The following is a 16,696-nucleotide window of genomic DNA, read 5'->3' as shown; positions in this document are numbered from 1 at the left end:
CATGACCAAGACACCCCTCGCCGTCCTCACCCTCGCGCTGCTGCTCGCCGGATGCGGCAGCGCGGCCGGGACCTTGGGCGGCACCACGAACACCCCCAAGTCCGGCGGCACCCTAATCCTGGGCGAGAACGGGCAGGAGCCGACCTGCCTCGACCCGCACGGCAACGCCAGCTCCGACGGCCCGGTGAGCACGGTCCCGGTGGCCGACTCGCTGGTGTGGTTCGACGCGGACGGGACGATCCAGCCATGGCTGGCGGACAGCTGGGAGATCTCCAACGACGGCAGGACCTATACGTTCAATCTCCGCCAGGGCGTGAAATTTCATGACGGGGCGGTCTGGAACGCCGAGGCCCTCAAGGTCAACTTCGAGCACATGCGCGACCCGGCGACCAAGTCACCGCTGGCCGCCTCGTACATCGCGCCCTACAAGGACGCGAAGATCGTGGACGACTACACGCTCGAAGTGCACCTGAGCTCGCCGTACCGGCCCTTCCTCGACATCCTCGCCCAGGGCTACCTCGGCATGATCTCCCCCAAGCAGATCAAGGAGTCACCGCAGACCATCTGCGAGCACCCGATCGGCTCCGGCCCGTTCGTCTTCGACAATTGGACCAAGGGCCAGAGCATCGCCTACCACCGCAACCCCGACTACAACTGGGGCCCGAAGAGCGCCAGGCACACCGGCCCCGCCTACCTGGAGAAGCTGGAGATCCGCTTCCTCGCCGAGGACGCCACCCGCTACAACGCGCTGGCCGCCGGCGAGGTGCACGCCATCGACTTCACCCCGCCGCAGAACGTCGAGGACGTCAAGGCCAACCCCGATCTCGGCTTCCTCACCGCGATCCGGCCCGGCCACCCGATGTCGTTCTGGCTGAACACCGCCCGCCCGCCGTTCGACGACGTCCGGGTGCGCCAGGCGCTGCTGGCCGCCGTGGACCGCGAGTCCATCATCAAGGGCATCTCCTTCGGCCAGTACCAGGTGGCCCAGGGCTTCGTCACCTCCTCCACGCCCGGCTACGCCCAGGGCCTGGCCGGCACCATCGCCTACGACCCGGCCAAGGCGAACAAGCTGCTCGACGAGGCCGGCTGGACGGCCAGGGACAAGGACGGCATCCGGCTCAAGGACGGCAAGCGGCTGACCGCCTACTTCCCGATCGCGGCGAACTTCCCGGCCCAGCGCATGCAGATTGCCGTGCAGACGCAGGCCACGGCCAGGAAGATCGGCCTGGACATCCAGATCCAGACGCCGCCCGAGCAGGAGCTCACGGACCGCTCGATCAAGGGCGACTACGACCTGTCCTCGGGCCTGTGGGCCACGAACACGGCCGACGTGCTGTGGATCCAGTACTCCTCCAAGAACATCACCACCGCCGAGCGACGCGGCCAAAACGTCGCCCGCCTGTCCGACTCCAAGCTCGACGACCTCCTGGAGAAGGCGAGAGGCACCGAGGACCCGGCCGAGCTGTACAACCAGGCGCAGGCCAGGCTGCTCGAACTCGTCCCCGCCATCCCCTTCTACGACGACCCGCGCCCGGTCGCCTACCAGAAGAAGGTCCGCGACCTGGCCTTCACGCCCGCCTACCCGTCGCCGTACTTCTACGACACCTGGCTGGACGAATGAAGACCCTGAAGTTCATCGGATGGCGCCTGCTGGCCGGGGTCGGCGTGTTGTGGGGTGCGGCGACCCTGACCTTCCTGGTGGTGCACTTCACCCCCGGCGACCCGGCCGAGGCCGTCGTCGGGGGTGAAGGCGCCGCGCCCACCCCGGAGGTGCTCGCCCAGGTCAGGGCCGAGTACGGGCTCGACCGCCCCTGGTACGAGCAGTACGCCGCCCACCTGTGGCGCATCGCGCACGGCGACTTCGGCACCTCCTACCGCCTGCACACCCCGGTCACCCGGGCCATCGGCGAGCAGGCCGCCGCCACCGTGGAGCTGGCCGTGGCCGCCGCCGTCACGGGGCTGCTCCTGGCGATCGCGGTCGCGCTGGCCACCGCCGGGCGCCGCCGGTGGCGCGGTCTGGCTTCGGCGGCGGAGCTGGTGGCGGCCTCGACGCCGACGTTCTGGCTGGGCATCGTGCTGCTGACCGTCTTCTCCTTCGGTCTGGGACTGTTCCCCTCGACCGGCGGCCAGGGCCTGGCCTCGCTGGTGCTGCCCGCGCTGTGCCTGGCGTTGCCGATCGCGGGCGTGCTCGGCCACGTGCTGCGCGAGGCGCTGGAGGAGGTGCTGGACGAGCCGTTCATCGTCAGCGCCCGCGCCCGCGGCCTGGGCGACACCTCCGTGCGGCTGCGTCACGCGCTCCGGCACGCCTTGACCCCGCTGGTCACGATGACCGGCTTCTGGCTGGGCGCGCTGCTCGGCGGCGCCGTCGTCACCGAGACGCTCTTCACCCGCCAGGGCATCGGCCGCCTGCTCGTCTCGGCCGTGAACGCCAAGGACCTGCCGCTCGTGCTCGGCGTGGTGCTGCTGTCCGCGCTGGTCTACGTCCTGGTCAACCTCCTGGTCGACCTGCTCTACCTGGTCATCGACCCCCGTCTGAAGGAGGCCGCGTGAACCGGCTCGGCGTATGGCTCGCCGCGGCGGTCCTGGCTGTGCTGGTGCTGTCCGCGCTGGCGCCGGGCCTGTTCACCGGCCAGGACCCGCTCGCCGTGGACAGCGGCGCCACCCTCCAGGCCCCCAGCGCCGCGCACCTGCTCGGCACCGACGAGAACGGCCGCGACGTGCTGGCCCGCATCGTGCACGGCACGCGCGCCTCGCTGCTGCTCGGCTTCGGCGCGATCGCCGTCGCGCTCGTCTTCGGCGGGCTGCTCGGCCTGGCCGCCGGGCTGGGCAACCGGCTCGTCGAGAACGTCATCATGCGCCTGTCCGACGTCGGCATGGCCTTCCCCGAACTGCTGCTCGCACTCGTCGTCATCACCGTGGCGGGCGGCGGCACCGCCAACGCCATCCTCGCCATCGGCGTGGCCAACATCCCTTCCTACGCCCGCCTCGTCCGCGCTCAGACGCTGGCCATCCGCCGGTCGAGCTACGTCGAGGCGGCGTACGCGCTGGGACTGTCCGGGCCGCGCGTGATCCTGCGCCACGTGCTGCCGAACGCCGTCAAGCCGGTGCTGGTCCTGGCCACCATCGGCGTCGGCACGGCCCTGGTGGCCGGCTCCGCGCTGAGCTTCCTGGGGCTCGGCACGCCGCCTCCGGAGCCCGAGTGGGGCTCCATGCTGTCCACCGCCCGCAACTTCATCTCGCGGGCCTGGTGGTACGGCGTCTTCCCCGGCCTGGCGATCACGCTGACGGTGATCAGCGTGACCGTGGTCGGCCGGGCACTCAGATTGCGATCGGAAGGGAGGACCGGATGAGCCTGGTCAAGGTGGACGACCTGCGCGTCGCCTTCGGCGCGACACCGGTCGTGCACGGGGTGTCGTTCGAGATCGGGGCGGGAGAGTGCCTGGCCCTGGTAGGGGAGTCCGGCTCCGGCAAGAGCGTCACCGCACGCACCCTGGTCGGCCTCACCGGAGGCGGCGCTCGCGTCGCCGCCGGCGAGCTGACCTTCGACGGACAGGACCTCACCCGCCTGCGCGAGCGCGGCTGGCGGCGCCTGCGCGGCGGCCGGATCGGCTTCGTGCTCCAGGACGCCCTGGTCTCGCTGGACCCGCTGCGCAAGGTCGGCAAGGAGATCGAGGAGGTCCTGACGGCCCACACCGGCCTGTCCGGCGCGCGCCGCCGGGCCCGGGTGGTGGAGTTGCTGACCGCCGTCGGCGTACCGGAGCCCGAGCTGCGCGCCGGGCAGCTCCCGTACGAGCTGTCGGGCGGGCTGCGGCAGCGCGCGCTGATCGCCGCCGCGCTGGCCGCCGACCCCGAGCTCGTCATCGCGGACGAGCCCACCACGGCCCTGGACGTCACGATCCAGGCGCAGGTGCTGGACCTGCTGGCCGGGATCAAAGCCGAGGGCAGGTCGCTGCTGGTGATCAGCCACGACCTGGCCGTGGTGGCCCGGCTGGCCGACCGGGTGGCCGTCATGAAGGACGGAGTGATCGTCGAGCAGGGGCCGACCGGCGAGGTGCTCACCCGTCCTGCTCACGGGTACACCCGGCGCCTGTTGCGGGCGATCCCGGCCGAGCACACCAAGGGCACCCGCCTGTCCAGCACCGCCCCCGCGGGCCCGCGCCCCGCCCCCGGCGAGGTCGTGGTGCGAGCCGACAGCGTCGGCAAGTCATTCGGCGGCCGGGTCGCGGTGCAGGGGGTGTCGTTCGAACTGCGCGCGGGCGAGACCCTGGGGATCGTCGGCGAGTCGGGCTCAGGCAAGACCACCACCGCCCGCATCGCCCTCGGGCTCACCAGGCCCGACACCGGCACGGTCGAGGTGCACGGCCGCCCCTGGACCGGACACGACCCGGGCCTGCGCCGCGATGTCCAGGTTGTCTACCAGGACACCCTCGCCTCCTTCGACCCCCGCTACACCGTTGCCAAGGTGCTCGCCGAGGCCCTGGCTGTGGCGGGCGTGCCGCGCGAGCGCCGCCGCGCCCGCTCCGTCGAGCTGCTGGAACTGGTGGGGCTCGGCGAGGAGCACCTGGCGCGCCGGCCGCTGAAGCTGTCCGGCGGGCAGCGGCAGCGCGTGGCCATCGCGCGGGCCCTGGCCCCGTCGCCGTCGATGATCGTGTGCGACGAGCCGGTCTCGGCGCTCGACGTGTCGGTGCAGGCGCAGGTCCTCGACCTGCTGGAGGACGTGCAGCGGGAGACGGGCGTGGCCTACCTGTTCATCTCCCACGACCTGGGCGTGGTCCACCACCTGTGCGACCGGGTGCTGGTCATGAAGGACGGGAGCGTGGTCGAGGAAGGGCCGGTCGGGACGGTCTTCCGCGGGCCCGCGCACCCGTACACGAAGGAACTTGTGGCGGCGATCCCGAGACTGGCGGCGGCGTGACATGGCACATGTGATCAAAACCGACGAGGAGGCGATCGCGGTCGCCCGCGATCTGGCCGCGAGCTTCGGGGCAGGGGCGGCGCGGCGTGACACCGAGCGCGTCCTGCCCGTGGCCGAGATCGAGGCGCTGTCGGACAGCGGCCTGCTCGGCATCACCGTCCCCGCCGAGCACGGCGGCGCCGGGGTGCGCACCGCCACGCTCGGCTCCGTCATCAGGGAGCTGTCGGCCGCCGACGCCAGCATCGGGCAGATCCCCCAGAACCACTTCTGGTACCTCGACTCGCTGCGCGAGCACGGCACCCCCGGCCAGCAGGCGTTCTTCCACGCCGAGGTCCTCGCCGGGCGCCGCCTCGGCAACGCCGCGGTGGACGCCCGCGGCCCCGACGGCGAACGCGAGCGCGCCACCCTGCGCCCGCACGACGGCGGCTACCTCATCTCCGGCCGGAAGATCTACTCGACCGGGGCGCTGTTCGCCCACTGGATCCCGGTGACCGCGCTCGACGAGGACTCGCACAGTGTGGCGTTCGTGCCCCGCGACACCCCCGGCCTCACGGTCGTGGACGACTGGGACGGCTTCGGCCAGCGCACCACGGCCAGCGGCACCGTCCTGCTTCATGACGTGTTCGTGCCCGCCGACCGCGTCATGCCGGTGCGGCGCGATGACGTCAGCACGTTTCGCAGCTTCGGCCTGCTCATCCACGCGGCCATCGACACGGGCATCGCGGAGGGGGCGCTCGCCGACGCCGCCGCCTTCCTGCGCGGGTACGTCAAGGGCGGCTGGCCAGGCGCCCAGGCGGAGAAGGTGGTCGAGGACCCGGTCGTCGTACAGCTCTTCGGCGAGCTGGCCGTGCTGACCAGGGCCGCCCGCGCGCTGCTGGAGAGTGCCGGCGACGCCGTGGACCGGGCCAGATCGGCCCCGCCCGAAGAGCTGCCCGCGCTCGCGGCGGAGGCGGCCGTCGCGATGGCCGCCGCCCGCGCGCAGGCCGACCGCGCCGCCAACCGGGTGAGCGCCGAGTGGTTCGAGCTGGCCGGGGCCAGCGCCGCTCGGCTCCCGCTCGGCCTGGACCGGCACTGGCGCAACGCCCGCACCCACACCGTCCACGACCCGCGGCGCGCCAAGGTGCACGACGTCGGCGACTACCACCTCAACGGCATCGCCCCCGGGAGCTTTCCTAGATGAGCGGCATCATCCACTTCAACCTGTTCGAGATGAACTGCGTCGGCCACATCCAGCACGGCCTGTGGACCCACCCCGCCAACAACCGCCACCGCTACACCGACCTGGAGTACTGGACGGACCTGGCCAGGCTGCTGGAGCGCGGCCTGTTCGACGCCGTCTTCCTGGCCGACGTCGTGGGCGCCTATGACCGCTACCGCGGTGGCCCCGAGACCGCCATCCGGGAGGCCGTGCAGATCCCCGCCAACGACCCGCTGCTTGTGGTGCCCGCCATGGCCGCCGTGACCGAGCACCTGGGGTTCGCGGTGACGTTCTCGACCACGTACGAGCCGCCGTTCGCGCATGCCCGCCGCATGTCCACCCTCGACCACCTCACCAAGGGCCGCGTCGCCTGGAACGTCGTCACCTCCTACCTGCGCGGCGCCGCCCGTAACTTCGGGCTCGACGACGAGATCGAGCACGACCTGCGCTACGAGATCGCCGAGGAGTACCTGGAGGTGCTCTACAAGCTGTGGGAGGGCAGCTGGGAGGATGACGCCGTGGTCCGCGACCGGGAGCGGCACGTCTACACCGATCCCGACAAGGTGCACGCCATCGACCACGTGGGCAAGCACTTCAGGGTGGCCGGGCCGCACCTGTCGGAGCCGTCGCCGCAGCGCACGCCCGTCCTCTACCAGGCGGGCAACTCCGACCGGGGCAAGGACTTCGCGGCCAGGCACGCCGAGGCCGTCTTCACCGGCGCCGCGTCCCTGGAGGCGCTGCGCGACGACATCGCCGACACCCGCCGCCGCGCTGCGGCGTACGGCCGCGATCCCTCACACATCACGTTCTTCCCCAGCGCGTCGGTGATCGTGGCGCACACGCAGCAGGAGGTGGACGCCAAGATCGCCGACCTGCAGCGGCACATCCGCCCCGAAGGCTTCCTCGCGCAGCGGGGCAGCGGCATCGACCTGGCCGCCTACGACCCGGACGAGCTCATCGACGACATCGTGGCCCGGGGCGGCGACTTCACCGAGCGGGCCGTGCGCCCGCTGGCCGGCCGTGGCCTGCGGGTGCGCGACGTGCTCGACTCCGTGGGCCGCATCGGGCAGGGCGGCCCGTTCTTCGTCGCGGGCACGCCCGAGCGGGTCGCGGACGAGATCGAACGCTGGGCCGACGAGACCGGCGCGACCGGGTTCAACCTCATGCAGTACCTGTCACCGGGCACCGCCGAGGACTTCATCGAACTGGTCGTGCCCGAGCTGCAGCGCAGGGGCCGCTACCGGACCTCCTACGAGGACTCGACGCTGCGCGAGCGGCTGCTCGGCCCGGGCGTCCACCGGTTGCCCGTCACCCATCCGGGGGCCGCCCACCGCCGAGGTTGACGGGCCGGGGTTGTCGGGGCGGACCGCCGTATTCGGCGATCCGCGCGCCTGCTCGTTGATCACCCCGAACTGGCACCAGAATCGCCGCCGACGGCAAGCCCACCGTCGGCTTCAGCGCTGGCGGCTCGCCCCCCGCTGGTGTCCCCGGCCACCGACGACCCGCCGACATCGCCGGGCTGCGCGTGTCTGTCGGCTCCGGCACCAACCAGGAGATGTTGCTCGACCGGGACCGGCAGAACCGCGCCGCTGCCATGACCAAGAAGGGCAACGGTCTGGTCCAGCCGCCGCAGGAGGTGCTGACCACGCGAGCGCGCCCCTGGCGCAAGGACCGTGCGCGCGCCCGCGGCGGCGTAGGCGCGCAGGAAGTGGCCTGTGCCGGACGGCATCTCAGCCACCGTCGTCCCCGGGTGCAGGAGCCCGTCCAGCAGGCGTGGCGGCGCTAGCGACGCAATCTCCGCCGCGTAGGCGGCGGCCCGTTCCTCATAACCACTTTCGGCCAGGCCCCGACCGGCCATAACGGCGGCGGCGGGGGCGGTGCTGGTGGCGGTCATGGCTGCATCCCGTAGAAGCGGGCGTGCTGGAGGAGCACCGGGTGCGTCAGCTATCCGGCGCGGGAGATCTGCGCGGCCTGGACGACCGGGTCCTCTTCTCCCAGGAGCACAACGCGGGCGAGCCTTACCAGGTATGGGGCAGCGTTGCTGGTGTAGGCGGCGGTAGCGGTCACCGGCACCAGCGCTGGCCACGTGTCGACCTTGATGTGGAGGATGCCTCCCACCAAGCGGGGTTCATCGCCAGGCCGCTGGACCGGCCCCGCGGTCGGCAGGTAGCCGGGCCCGTAGCCGCAGGTGGCGTCGACGATGACCGCGCCGGGCCGCATCAGCCCCAAGTCCGCTTCAGTGATCATGGGCGAGGTGTCGTAGGTGGAGACCAGGACCGCGCCCACCAGCAGGTCGGCGTCCTTTAACTGTTCCAGCAAGTACGTCGCGGCAGTTGACCAGCACCCGGACCCCGGCCGGGGCTTTCCGCTCGTAGTCGACGTGTGAGGCTTCGCATCTGGCCAGCACAACGACCTGCGCGCCGAGCGCGGCGGCGGTGCGAGCAGCGGCAGCACCCACGTTGCCGCTGCCGATAACGACGATGCGGGCCGCCTCGGCGCCGTCCACGCCGCCGAGCAAGACGCCGCGCCCGGCCGGGTGCTGCAGCGCCTGGGCGCCGGCCAGCACCGCCTGGATACCGGCGATCTGCCCGCCGGCCTTGCTGAGCGGGAAGCGGCCGCCCTCGGCCATGAACTCGTAGCTCCACGCGGTCACCTTGCGCGCCTGCAGAGCGGCCAGCAGGTCGGCGTCACCTTCGGCGTGGAAGAGCGCGCCGATGTGCTGTCCCGGACGGAGGCGAGCCAGATCGGCAGGGTCGGGCGACTTGTAACGCAGCACCAGCGGCGCCGACCACACCCGGTCGGCTCCGGCCAGTCGGACTCCGGCCGCGGTGTAGGCGTCATCGGTGATGCCGACGCCCGCTCCGATACCGGGCTCGGCGATGAGACCGAATCCAGCGTGCGCCAGGTCGGCGGCGAGCGCGGGCGTGCAGATGGTGCGACGTTCAGGTCCCGTTTCACGCGGGAACCCGATCGTCAGATCAGGGGGACGATGCTCCACGCGACCTCCCAGGTGATGGTGGTGTTGCTTGCACCATCGCCCGGAGCATGGCGGCCGACCAGCGCACCGGTTGGTGGCCGCTTGTCTGCCACTTGTCGGCCAGTTGTCGACGCGGAGCGCGTCGTCCCAGTTCAGGCGGGATGCAGGAGGGTGAGCAGCGCGTGATGGTAGGCGGCTTGGACCGGCGGGATCGAGTCGAGGCGGACACGTTCGTCGGTGGCGTGGAGCCCGATGTAGTCGACGCCGAACCCGGCGGTAGCCTCGATCCCGAGGCCTGCCAGGTAGTTGCCGATGTTCGATGGGCCGGCCACTTTCGCTTCGGTGTCCAGCCCGGCGGCCGAGGCCGCCTCCAGCAGCGCGGCCTTCAGCGGCGACGCGTCGTTCAGCCGGTACGGCGGCCAGCGGGTGGTGATCTCCACGTGGGACGGCTGGGTGCCCGGCCACCCGGCGTCCACCCGGGTCACGCAGCCGCGCAGCAGATCCTCTGCGGCGCTGTCGTCCAGGGACGGGGTGAGCCGTATATCTACACTGAGTATGCACAGATCCGGCGTGACCGAATAGCCGTCACCACCGCGGATCGCAGTCACCGTCAGCTTCGCAGCCGGCGGGAATCCTTCCCCGTCTCCGGCGGGCAGGGGGACCTGGCCCAATGCGCTGACCAGTTCGGCGGCCTTGGCGATGGCTGACGGAGTGGTTCTGCTGCCACCGGAATGGCTTGCCACCCCGTGCACGTGCACGCGGGCGCGCAGTACTCCCCGCCCGCCGATCACCAGGTGGTCGATGCCGGGGTAGCCGATCATGACGCCGTCTACACGGTCGGGCGCGGCGGGTCCCTCGAAGTAGGTTTTCGCGCCGCCGAATCTGCCGGTGTGCTCGTCCACGTCCAGCAGCAGCACCACACTGCCATGCAGATCGTGTCGTGCCTGCTGGAGCCTGGCCAGAACATGCGCGAAGATCGCCGCACCCGCTTTGGAGTCGGCGCTGCCTCGCCCATGCAACCACCCACCGGTGATCTCGCCGGAGGCCGGCGGGTACGACCAGGCCGCCTCGTCACCGTACGGCGCGGTGTCCAAGCACGCGTCCAGCACGTAGCGGGGGCCAGGGTGGGCGCCCGCAACCTCGCATATCAACGCGACCGTCGCCCCGGACTCGGTCAGCCGGCGCGGATGCAGGCCGTGCCCGGCCAGCCACGCCGCGGTGTAGTCCAGTACCGGATCGTAGGAGTCAACGCCACCGCGGCTGGGGATGCGCACCAGCTCGCGGGTCAACTTCACCACCGCCTGATGATCGTCGTGGGCGCCGTGGAGCGCGATCGTGTGCATGGTGGCGTTCATGGGCGGTCCTCTCGCATTCGCAGCACCGGCAGGTCGCTCACCTGCTGGCGTGTCTCGACCCGGCGGGAAGCCGCGTACGCCTGCCGACCGTGGTCCAACAGCCGTCGTGCCTCGGCCGTGCCCAGCTCCACGCCGGAGTCGAACGCCTCATGCGAGGTCAGGCTGGGGATGGGCACGACCGCCTGGCGCTCGCTGGCCACGAAAAACCGCTCGGGCGCCATCGGGCCCTTCACAACCCCCAGATGCAGCCGTTTGACCCCCAGACTACGGTCTTCGGGATCACGCAGCTCCAGCAGCCGCAGCAGATGCGCGGTGAGCACCCGGTGATGTGGCGGCCCGTACAGAGCCTGTCGCGCAGAGGAGCTGCTCCTGCTGGAGATCTCCGTCGCGGTGCCGTTCACCGGTTGTGAGAGCCGTTCGGTCGGTCGCGGCGGATCAGGGCGATGTCCTCGCTGCAGAAGAGGAGGTCGCCGGTGCGGATCTTCGCGCGGGCGAAGGGAGCCGGATCTGTCATGCGGGCAGTATTGCCCTGCGCATGCCCGGGGAGGCGGTGAACGCCGAGCCTCCTCAGGCGAGCGTAGGGTCGTTCCCGTCTTAGACCGCGGGAAGCAGATCTGGCAGGGCCATGGCGGCGCGGTCCTGCCGGAGGGATTGGTGCTCTACCTCGACTCCGGTCAAGGTGCTTCCTCACGCTGGACCGGGAGATCCAGACGGGTGGGCGGCAAGAACCGAACGTGCGGCCCTCACAGAGCTTGAAGGCCGTGATGCGGCTGAAGAACGTGGAATCGGCACCACAGCCCCATCGCAGCCGTTTCTGTCGACCAAGGTCCACTTTTGCAGGTAGGAGGTGGCGTACTCGACCCGGATGGCTCGGCCGTCGTTGCTGAGATCGCACACCTTAATGTGCTTGCGGTCGGCCGAGACGGTGACAGAGCCCCAACTGGCCTCGTCATACCAGCCGTCCGAAGCATCAGCGGATGCCGGAGAGGCCGCCGATAGGACGGCGCAGCTGTGCTCTGGCCTCTGCGAATGTTTCTGCCTGCCGAGTCCAGTCCCCGCCGTCAAGGCTGAGCCCGACCATGTCGGCTCCAGCCTCCGAGTAGGCGTGGAGACGTTCCGCAACCTGCTCCGGGCCGCCGATGACCGGGACGTCCTCAGCTTCCTCCGGCGCCATGCGATGCACGTCCACCAGCACGCGGGTGAAAGATTCGATGGCAGCCGGGGCATCGACGGGAATCGCATGACCTCCCACGGAGATCGACGGGACCGGGCGTCCGAGCTCGTGGGCGATCCCGCGTAGCTGGACCACCTTCTTGCTCGGAGCCGCAGGGCTGATCAAGGAGGGTACCCAACCGTCACCATGAAGGATGGTGCGGCGCATTGCCGCCTTGGAGTTCCCGCCGATGAGGATGGGCGGGACCGGAGCGGCGGGGCCGAGGGTGACCTCCTCCTCGCCCAGCTTCGTTGCCTCACCACGAATAAGGCCAGGCAACGCTTGCAACGCTTCATCGGTCTGAAGTGGCGCCCCGACCGCACGCCAGAACGGCGAGCCCGGGAAGCCCCCGATCCCGACGCCAAGGGCGACTCGGTTGCCTGACAGGTGCTGAAGGGTTTGGATCTGCGTAGCGACCCAAGCGGTAGGGCGCAGCGGGAGGCTGAGCACGCCGAACTCCAGTCCGATCTTGTCGGTCACGGTTGCGGCGGCTGCCAGGACGAGTGTGGCGTCAAAGCCCAGCGTCCTATCTCCGACGATGAGATCAGCCATGCTGATCGAGTCATAGCCAAGGTCTCGGGGTGCCGCGCCATCGCGATGTCGGGTACGCCGGCCTGCGTCATGGGCAAGGTCGTGCTGATCCGCATCATGATCCTCCTAAACGTTCGAATCGGAGTTGCAGACCACGCTAGGAACTCAAGCAAAGTTGAGGTCAAGTGCGTTGGCTAACACCTCCCAAGACCATGCACAGCGGCGGACGCGCTGGAAGAACGCCGGAATCCTCGAATTCCCGGGATGCGGTCGAGTGCAGCGACGGGCTCGACCCGGCTCGGCGATCGCCGCACGCCCCGCGGCTGCACCCTCAATTTGCAAAGAGCTCGAAATCGTGTGCCGTAGTTGGTTGCTCGGGCTGCTTGGTACGGAATCCGATGCCGGTTTGACCAAAAGTTGGCCTATCGCACTGTCCTAACTCGTCCTTTCTAGCCGGTATTTGAATAAATGACAGGGATGAGTTCGCCCGCCAGATCGGGGCGCCTGATGGTGACCATACAGTCCAGCCACTTCGTCGAATCTCGATGCCATACCTTCCGCGCCGGTTGGGGCTGCCGCCATGCGATCAGAGCGGGGTCCTCGGGGGGAGGCCGGCGTCCTGCGGCTGGGACAAGCACCAGCACACCCACGTCCGGCCAGAGCGTGGGCCGGGATATGTGACCAGCGGATATCGCTTGACGCGGGCGGTGAAGGTGGGCGTCGATACCGACCGCCCCGGCCAACCGGTGCCCCGACCGTCCCGCTGCAGCCCGCCCATGGGCCTGTGCGGCCGGCAGGGGCCACCATCCGGCCGGAGACACGGCACACCCCACCCCGGGGCTGCCGCGCGGCGATTGGCCCAGTGAGCACGGCCGCCGGTGGCGTTTCGCTTCGGCGATACCGCATCGACGGCATTCGGCGGGGCGGGGCGGGGCGGGGTGGGCCGCAGGAAGTGCGGCGTCGAGCAAGCGGCGACGCGAGGTCAGCGAACAAGAGGAAAGGCGCGACAGCGACGATGAACGGAACCACCTTCAAGACATGTTCCTGCCGGGATGAGGCGACCGGGAGGAGACTGGGCAAGGCCTGCCCGAAGCTGCGCCGCGCGGGCGGCGGGGAACGGTGGAGCAGCACCCACGGGCGGTGGGCCTACCAGTTGGAACTGCCCGCGCACGCCGACGGGCGGCGGCGTAATCCGCTGCGCCGCCGGGGCTTTGCCACGCTGGAGGAGGCTGAGGCCGAGCTGGAGCAGGCCCGGGCGCTGCTGGCGCTGGATGAGGACCCGCAGATCCAGCGGAAGATCGCTGAGCTGATGCTGTCCACGCTCACCGGCACCAAGGCGCTGCCGCCGATCGAAGAAGTACGGCGCAAGATCCGCACCCGCCAAGACCTCAACCCCACCGTCACGGTCGCCGAATGGATGGCCGAGTTCCTGCGCCGCAAGCGGAAGATCGACGCCACCACCCGCCGCTCCTACGAGGCGCACATCCGCCTGTACTTCACCCCCTACCTCGGCGATATCCGGCTGGACCGGCTGCGGGTGTCCGATGTCGCGGGCATGTTCGATGCGATCGAGGAGTTCAACGACGTCATCACCACCGCCCACGCCAGCGGCAATCCCGAGGAGCGAGCCAAAGTGCGGTACCGACGGCCGGTCGGCCCGGCGACCATGCACCGCATCCGGGCCACCCTGCGGCACGCGCTGAACATCGCGATCAAGCAGGACCGGCTGATCGACTTCAACCCGGCCGCGGTGGTCGAACTCCCCGACGCCGAACGCCCCAAGGCGCTGGTGTGGACCGACGAACGGGTCGCCGCCTGGAACCGCGACCTGCAGCACAGGCTCGACGTCGAGCAGCGGCGGCGTGGGGCCCGGCTCAGCCGGGCCACCATGATCAAAGTGTACGCGTCCGTGCCGCGACCGTCGCCGGTGATGGTGTGGACGCCCTCGCACACCTTCGCCTTCCTCGCCCAGGCGGCCACGCACCGGCTGTCCGCGCTGTACAGGTTGATCGCCTTGCGTGGGCTGCGCCGGGGCGAGGCGGTCGGGCTGCGCTGGGAGGACGTCGACCTGTCCGCCGGGACGGCCGGGGTGCATTGGCAGATCACCCAGCTGGGTTGGGAGCCGGTGCAGGGCAGGCCGAAGACCGAGGCCAGCGACCGTACGATCGCGTTGGATGCCGACACCGTCACCGCGCTGCGTGCGCATCGCAAGCGTCAAGCCGCCGAGCGGCTGGCCGCGGGCGAGGCGTGGATAGACAGCGGGTTCGTCTTCACCGACGAGATCGGCCGGCCGCTGCATCCGCAGCCGGTCAGTGACCGGTTCTACCTGTTGGCCTTCCAGGTGGGGCTGCCGTCGGTGCGGCTGCACGACCTCCGCCATGGCGCGGCCTCGCTCATGCTCGCTGCCGGGGTCGACCTGAAGGTCGTGCAGGAGACCCTTGGCCACGTCTCGTCCATCTTCACTCGCGACACCTACACCAGCGTCTATCCCGAGGTGGCCCGGGCCGCGGCGGAGTCCACCGCTGCCCTCGTCAGCACCGCAGCCGGGGGAGCTCGGGCGGCCCGGCTGATCACGCTGCCGCCCCAGGTCGGCGACGCCACCACCTGAACCACCGCACCCAGCAGGCCCGCCGACCCTCCGGCGGGCCTGCGTCTTTATCCCGGCAATCACGCAGATGGCGCAGTAGTCGATCCCGGGCCTGCGCTGTAAACGGGCCGAGAGAATCCCCGTGAGAAGCAGCGGACCTTTTATCTGCTGGTCACGAACGGCCTGGTAGGCGTGACGAGCTGGCTTGGACAACGCTTGACCGTCCATAAGGCGATCGCTGACCGGCGACGCTGCGCAGACCTTCTCTCTTGATCTTCTGATGGTCATCGCTGGGGTCTGAGTTGACGGTGACCGCCTTAATGATCTACCGCGATACACGGCCCGTACACAAGAGCAACCCCCGAGCAACCAATCATGATCAACAACGAGAGCCGAGGCTGGCGAGAACCGAGAAACCCCAGGTCGAACGCGGTATTGAAGAGTAGGGCGGGTGGGACTTGAACCCACGACCCACGGATTATGAGTCGGTTCGATTGGTATCGCTCGGTGTCGCGGGATGACGTTTTCTGTCGCTGTGTCCGAGATCATCCCTGTCATCGTGCCGGGAAGTTACGGTGGACGCCGCGCCGTATCGCGTACACGCGAGCAACCACCGAGCAACCATACGTTCTTGACCGTCGCCATTATGTGCCCATTTGTCCCTTATCTCGACACCGCTGTGTAGGGTCAGGATTTCGTGACGAGGCCCCAGCCCCGCGGCAGATCGAACGCGTACGAGCAACCACCGAGCAGCCATCCGCCTGCTCGCCGCTCATCAACCTGTGAGGCTCGAATGCTTCAGTCGTCGCGTTCGATCTATGGCTTTGAACGCGCTGGTCTCCAGCTTCCCGGTTTAAGCGGTTGCTCAAGCAGATTTGAGCAACCGCTCAGACGGCAATACTCAAGAGCGGCAAGCCTGCTAAAGGCTGTAGGTCGGCGCACGGATTGAATATTCGAGCCCTACAGGATCCGATCACTGACCCAGAGCGATTCATCGACTTGGTCAATCATCCGACGTGACCGCCTTGGCGGGCTGATCCACGAATACGGGCAGGTCGCGTAGGATGGCCGACTTCTTGGCACCCATAGGCTCCCGGGATACGGTATCTTCCCTGCCCACGCCGACCTCGCCATCCTGCAGGGCGATTCGGAGGAGAACCACTTCGTCGCCGGATACGGGGTGGCCGGGGTGTTCGGCTGAAACAGCCTGCGGGAACTGAGCTCGCTGCGCCGCCTGGTGGCCGACCGGGCGCCGTGGCTGCTCGAAAGCGCGCGGCTCTCCTGACCAGAGGCTCATCTCCGAATGTTGACGGTCGCGTCCCGGATGCGGTGTAAATAGATCACGAGCGTAGGTTCCGTGTTGAACCGCCAAGTTCTGCACGAAAGAGGTCCCACGCTCGTGACCCGTCGAGTATCGCCTATCCAGGCCATCCGTGCCGAGATCGACGCCCTGTTCACCTCCGATCGTGATCTGGTCGAGGTCATCGAGGACGCCGCGCGGCTCGGTGCCCGCTTGATCATTCAGACCGCCGTCGAGGCCGAGGTGGACGCGTTCCTCGGCCGCGCCCGTTGCCAGCGCACCACCACCGCCTCCGTCGCCGGCAACAGCGGGGATGCGGAAGAGACAGTGGTGCGGCCCGGCCATCGCAATGGCCACTGCCCGACCACCGTCAAGACCACCAGCGGCCCGATCACCGTGGCCCGGCCCAAGCTGCGCGGCACCACCGAGAAGTTCGCCTCCCGCCTGTTCGGCACCGGCGTCACCCGCACCCACGCCCTCGAGACGCTGGTCATCGCCTCCTACGTGCGTGGCCTGTCGACGCGTGACGTCGAGGGCGCGCTGGCCGACGCGCTCGGCCCCGAAGCCGCGCTGTCCAAGTCGACGGTCTCGACGATCTGCCAGGCCATCGTCGCCGAGTA

General features: G+C 69.7%; 15 protein-coding genes. 9 read left to right on the top strand and 6 right to left on the bottom strand.

From position 1 onward, the window contains the following. Position 1: 1 nt before the first annotated feature. From ABZS69_RS60025 to ABZS69_RS59995, 7 genes are all read left to right on the top strand, one after another. On the top strand, positions 2–1,621 hold the full coding sequence (locus ABZS69_RS60025; RefSeq protein ID WP_355391711.1) for an ABC transporter substrate-binding protein: 1,620 nt from the start codon (positions 2–4) through the stop codon (positions 1,619–1,621). Beyond that, on the top strand, positions 1,618–2,550 hold the full coding sequence (locus tag ABZS69_RS60020) for an ABC transporter permease (RefSeq protein ID WP_355391709.1): 933 nt from the start codon (positions 1,618–1,620) through the stop codon (positions 2,548–2,550). The genes ABZS69_RS60025 and ABZS69_RS60020 overlap by 4 nt, the downstream gene beginning before the upstream one ends. After that, entirely contained in the window at positions 2,547–3,350 is an 804-nt protein-coding gene (locus tag ABZS69_RS60015; RefSeq protein ID WP_355391706.1) for an ABC transporter permease, read from the top strand. Before ABZS69_RS60020 ends, ABZS69_RS60015 begins: the two co-directional genes overlap by 4 nt. Beyond that, positions 3,347–4,915 (top strand): ABC transporter ATP-binding protein, encoded by a 1,569-nt coding sequence (locus tag ABZS69_RS60010; RefSeq protein ID WP_355391703.1) that lies wholly within the window; start codon positions 3,347–3,349, stop codon positions 4,913–4,915. The genes ABZS69_RS60015 and ABZS69_RS60010 overlap by 4 nt, the downstream gene beginning before the upstream one ends. 1 nt (position 4,916) lies before the next feature. After that, positions 4,917–6,095, top strand: a complete 1,179-nt coding sequence (locus ABZS69_RS60005) for an SfnB family sulfur acquisition oxidoreductase (protein ID WP_355391700.1) — start codon at positions 4,917–4,919, stop codon at positions 6,093–6,095. Further along, positions 6,092–7,456 carry an LLM class flavin-dependent oxidoreductase gene (locus ABZS69_RS60000; protein WP_355391697.1) on the top strand — a complete coding sequence of 455 codons (1,365 nt, stop codon included), beginning with the start codon at positions 6,092–6,094 and terminating at the stop codon, positions 7,454–7,456. Before ABZS69_RS60005 ends, ABZS69_RS60000 begins: the two co-directional genes overlap by 4 nt. Before the next feature lie 182 nt (positions 7,457–7,638). Next, positions 7,639–7,899, top strand: coding sequence for a hypothetical protein (locus ABZS69_RS59995; RefSeq protein WP_355391694.1), 261 nt, complete (start codon positions 7,639–7,641; stop codon positions 7,897–7,899). A 158-nt stretch (positions 7,900–8,057) separates the two neighbouring features. Here the strand turns inward: ABZS69_RS59995 and ABZS69_RS59990 are convergent, their stop codons facing one another. From ABZS69_RS59990 to ABZS69_RS59970, 5 genes are all read right to left on the bottom strand, one after another. Then, on the bottom strand, positions 8,058–8,399 hold the full coding sequence (locus ABZS69_RS59990; RefSeq protein WP_355391844.1) for a hypothetical protein: 342 nt from the start codon (positions 8,397–8,399) through the stop codon (positions 8,058–8,060). Further along, on the bottom strand, positions 8,350–9,111 hold the full coding sequence (locus ABZS69_RS59985) for a hypothetical protein (protein ID WP_355391691.1): 762 nt from the start codon (positions 9,109–9,111) through the stop codon (positions 8,350–8,352). Before ABZS69_RS59985 ends, ABZS69_RS59990 begins: the two co-directional genes overlap by 50 nt. Before the next feature lie 131 nt (positions 9,112–9,242). Next, positions 9,243–10,445: a M20/M25/M40 family metallo-hydrolase gene (locus ABZS69_RS59980; protein WP_355391688.1), complete on the bottom strand. Its 1,203-nt coding sequence runs from the start codon at positions 10,443–10,445 to the stop codon at positions 9,243–9,245. Continuing rightward, a complete protein-coding gene (locus tag ABZS69_RS59975; RefSeq protein ID WP_355391685.1) occupies positions 10,442–10,765 on the bottom strand; it encodes a hypothetical protein in 324 nt (107 codons plus the stop codon). The genes ABZS69_RS59980 and ABZS69_RS59975 overlap by 4 nt, the downstream gene beginning before the upstream one ends. Positions 10,766–11,415: 650 nt before the next feature. Next, positions 11,416–12,210, bottom strand: coding sequence for an LLM class flavin-dependent oxidoreductase (locus ABZS69_RS59970; protein ID WP_355391682.1), 795 nt, complete (start codon positions 12,208–12,210; stop codon positions 11,416–11,418). 994 nt (positions 12,211–13,204) lie between these two features. Here ABZS69_RS59970 and ABZS69_RS59965 point away from each other — a divergent pair. Beyond that, positions 13,205–14,797, top strand: coding sequence for a tyrosine-type recombinase/integrase (locus tag ABZS69_RS59965; RefSeq protein WP_355391679.1), 1,593 nt, complete (start codon positions 13,205–13,207; stop codon positions 14,795–14,797). Between the two features lie 982 nt (positions 14,798–15,779). Here ABZS69_RS59965 and ABZS69_RS59960 read toward each other — a convergent pair. Continuing rightward, positions 15,780–16,073, bottom strand: a complete 294-nt coding sequence (locus tag ABZS69_RS59960; protein ID WP_355391676.1) for a hypothetical protein — start codon at positions 16,071–16,073, stop codon at positions 15,780–15,782. 102 nt (positions 16,074–16,175) lie between these two features. Here ABZS69_RS59960 and ABZS69_RS59955 point away from each other — a divergent pair. After that, positions 16,176–16,696 (top strand): transposase (locus ABZS69_RS59955; RefSeq protein WP_355391673.1); only part of this gene is annotated, 521 nt, incomplete at its 3' end.

The sequence above is a fragment of the Nonomuraea sp. NPDC005650 genome (assembly GCF_040605375.1).
Classification (GTDB): domain Bacteria; phylum Actinomycetota; class Actinomycetes; order Streptosporangiales; family Streptosporangiaceae; genus Nonomuraea.
Note: the sequence above shows the minus strand (reverse complement) of the source record. Positions and strands in the feature narration are given on the sequence as shown.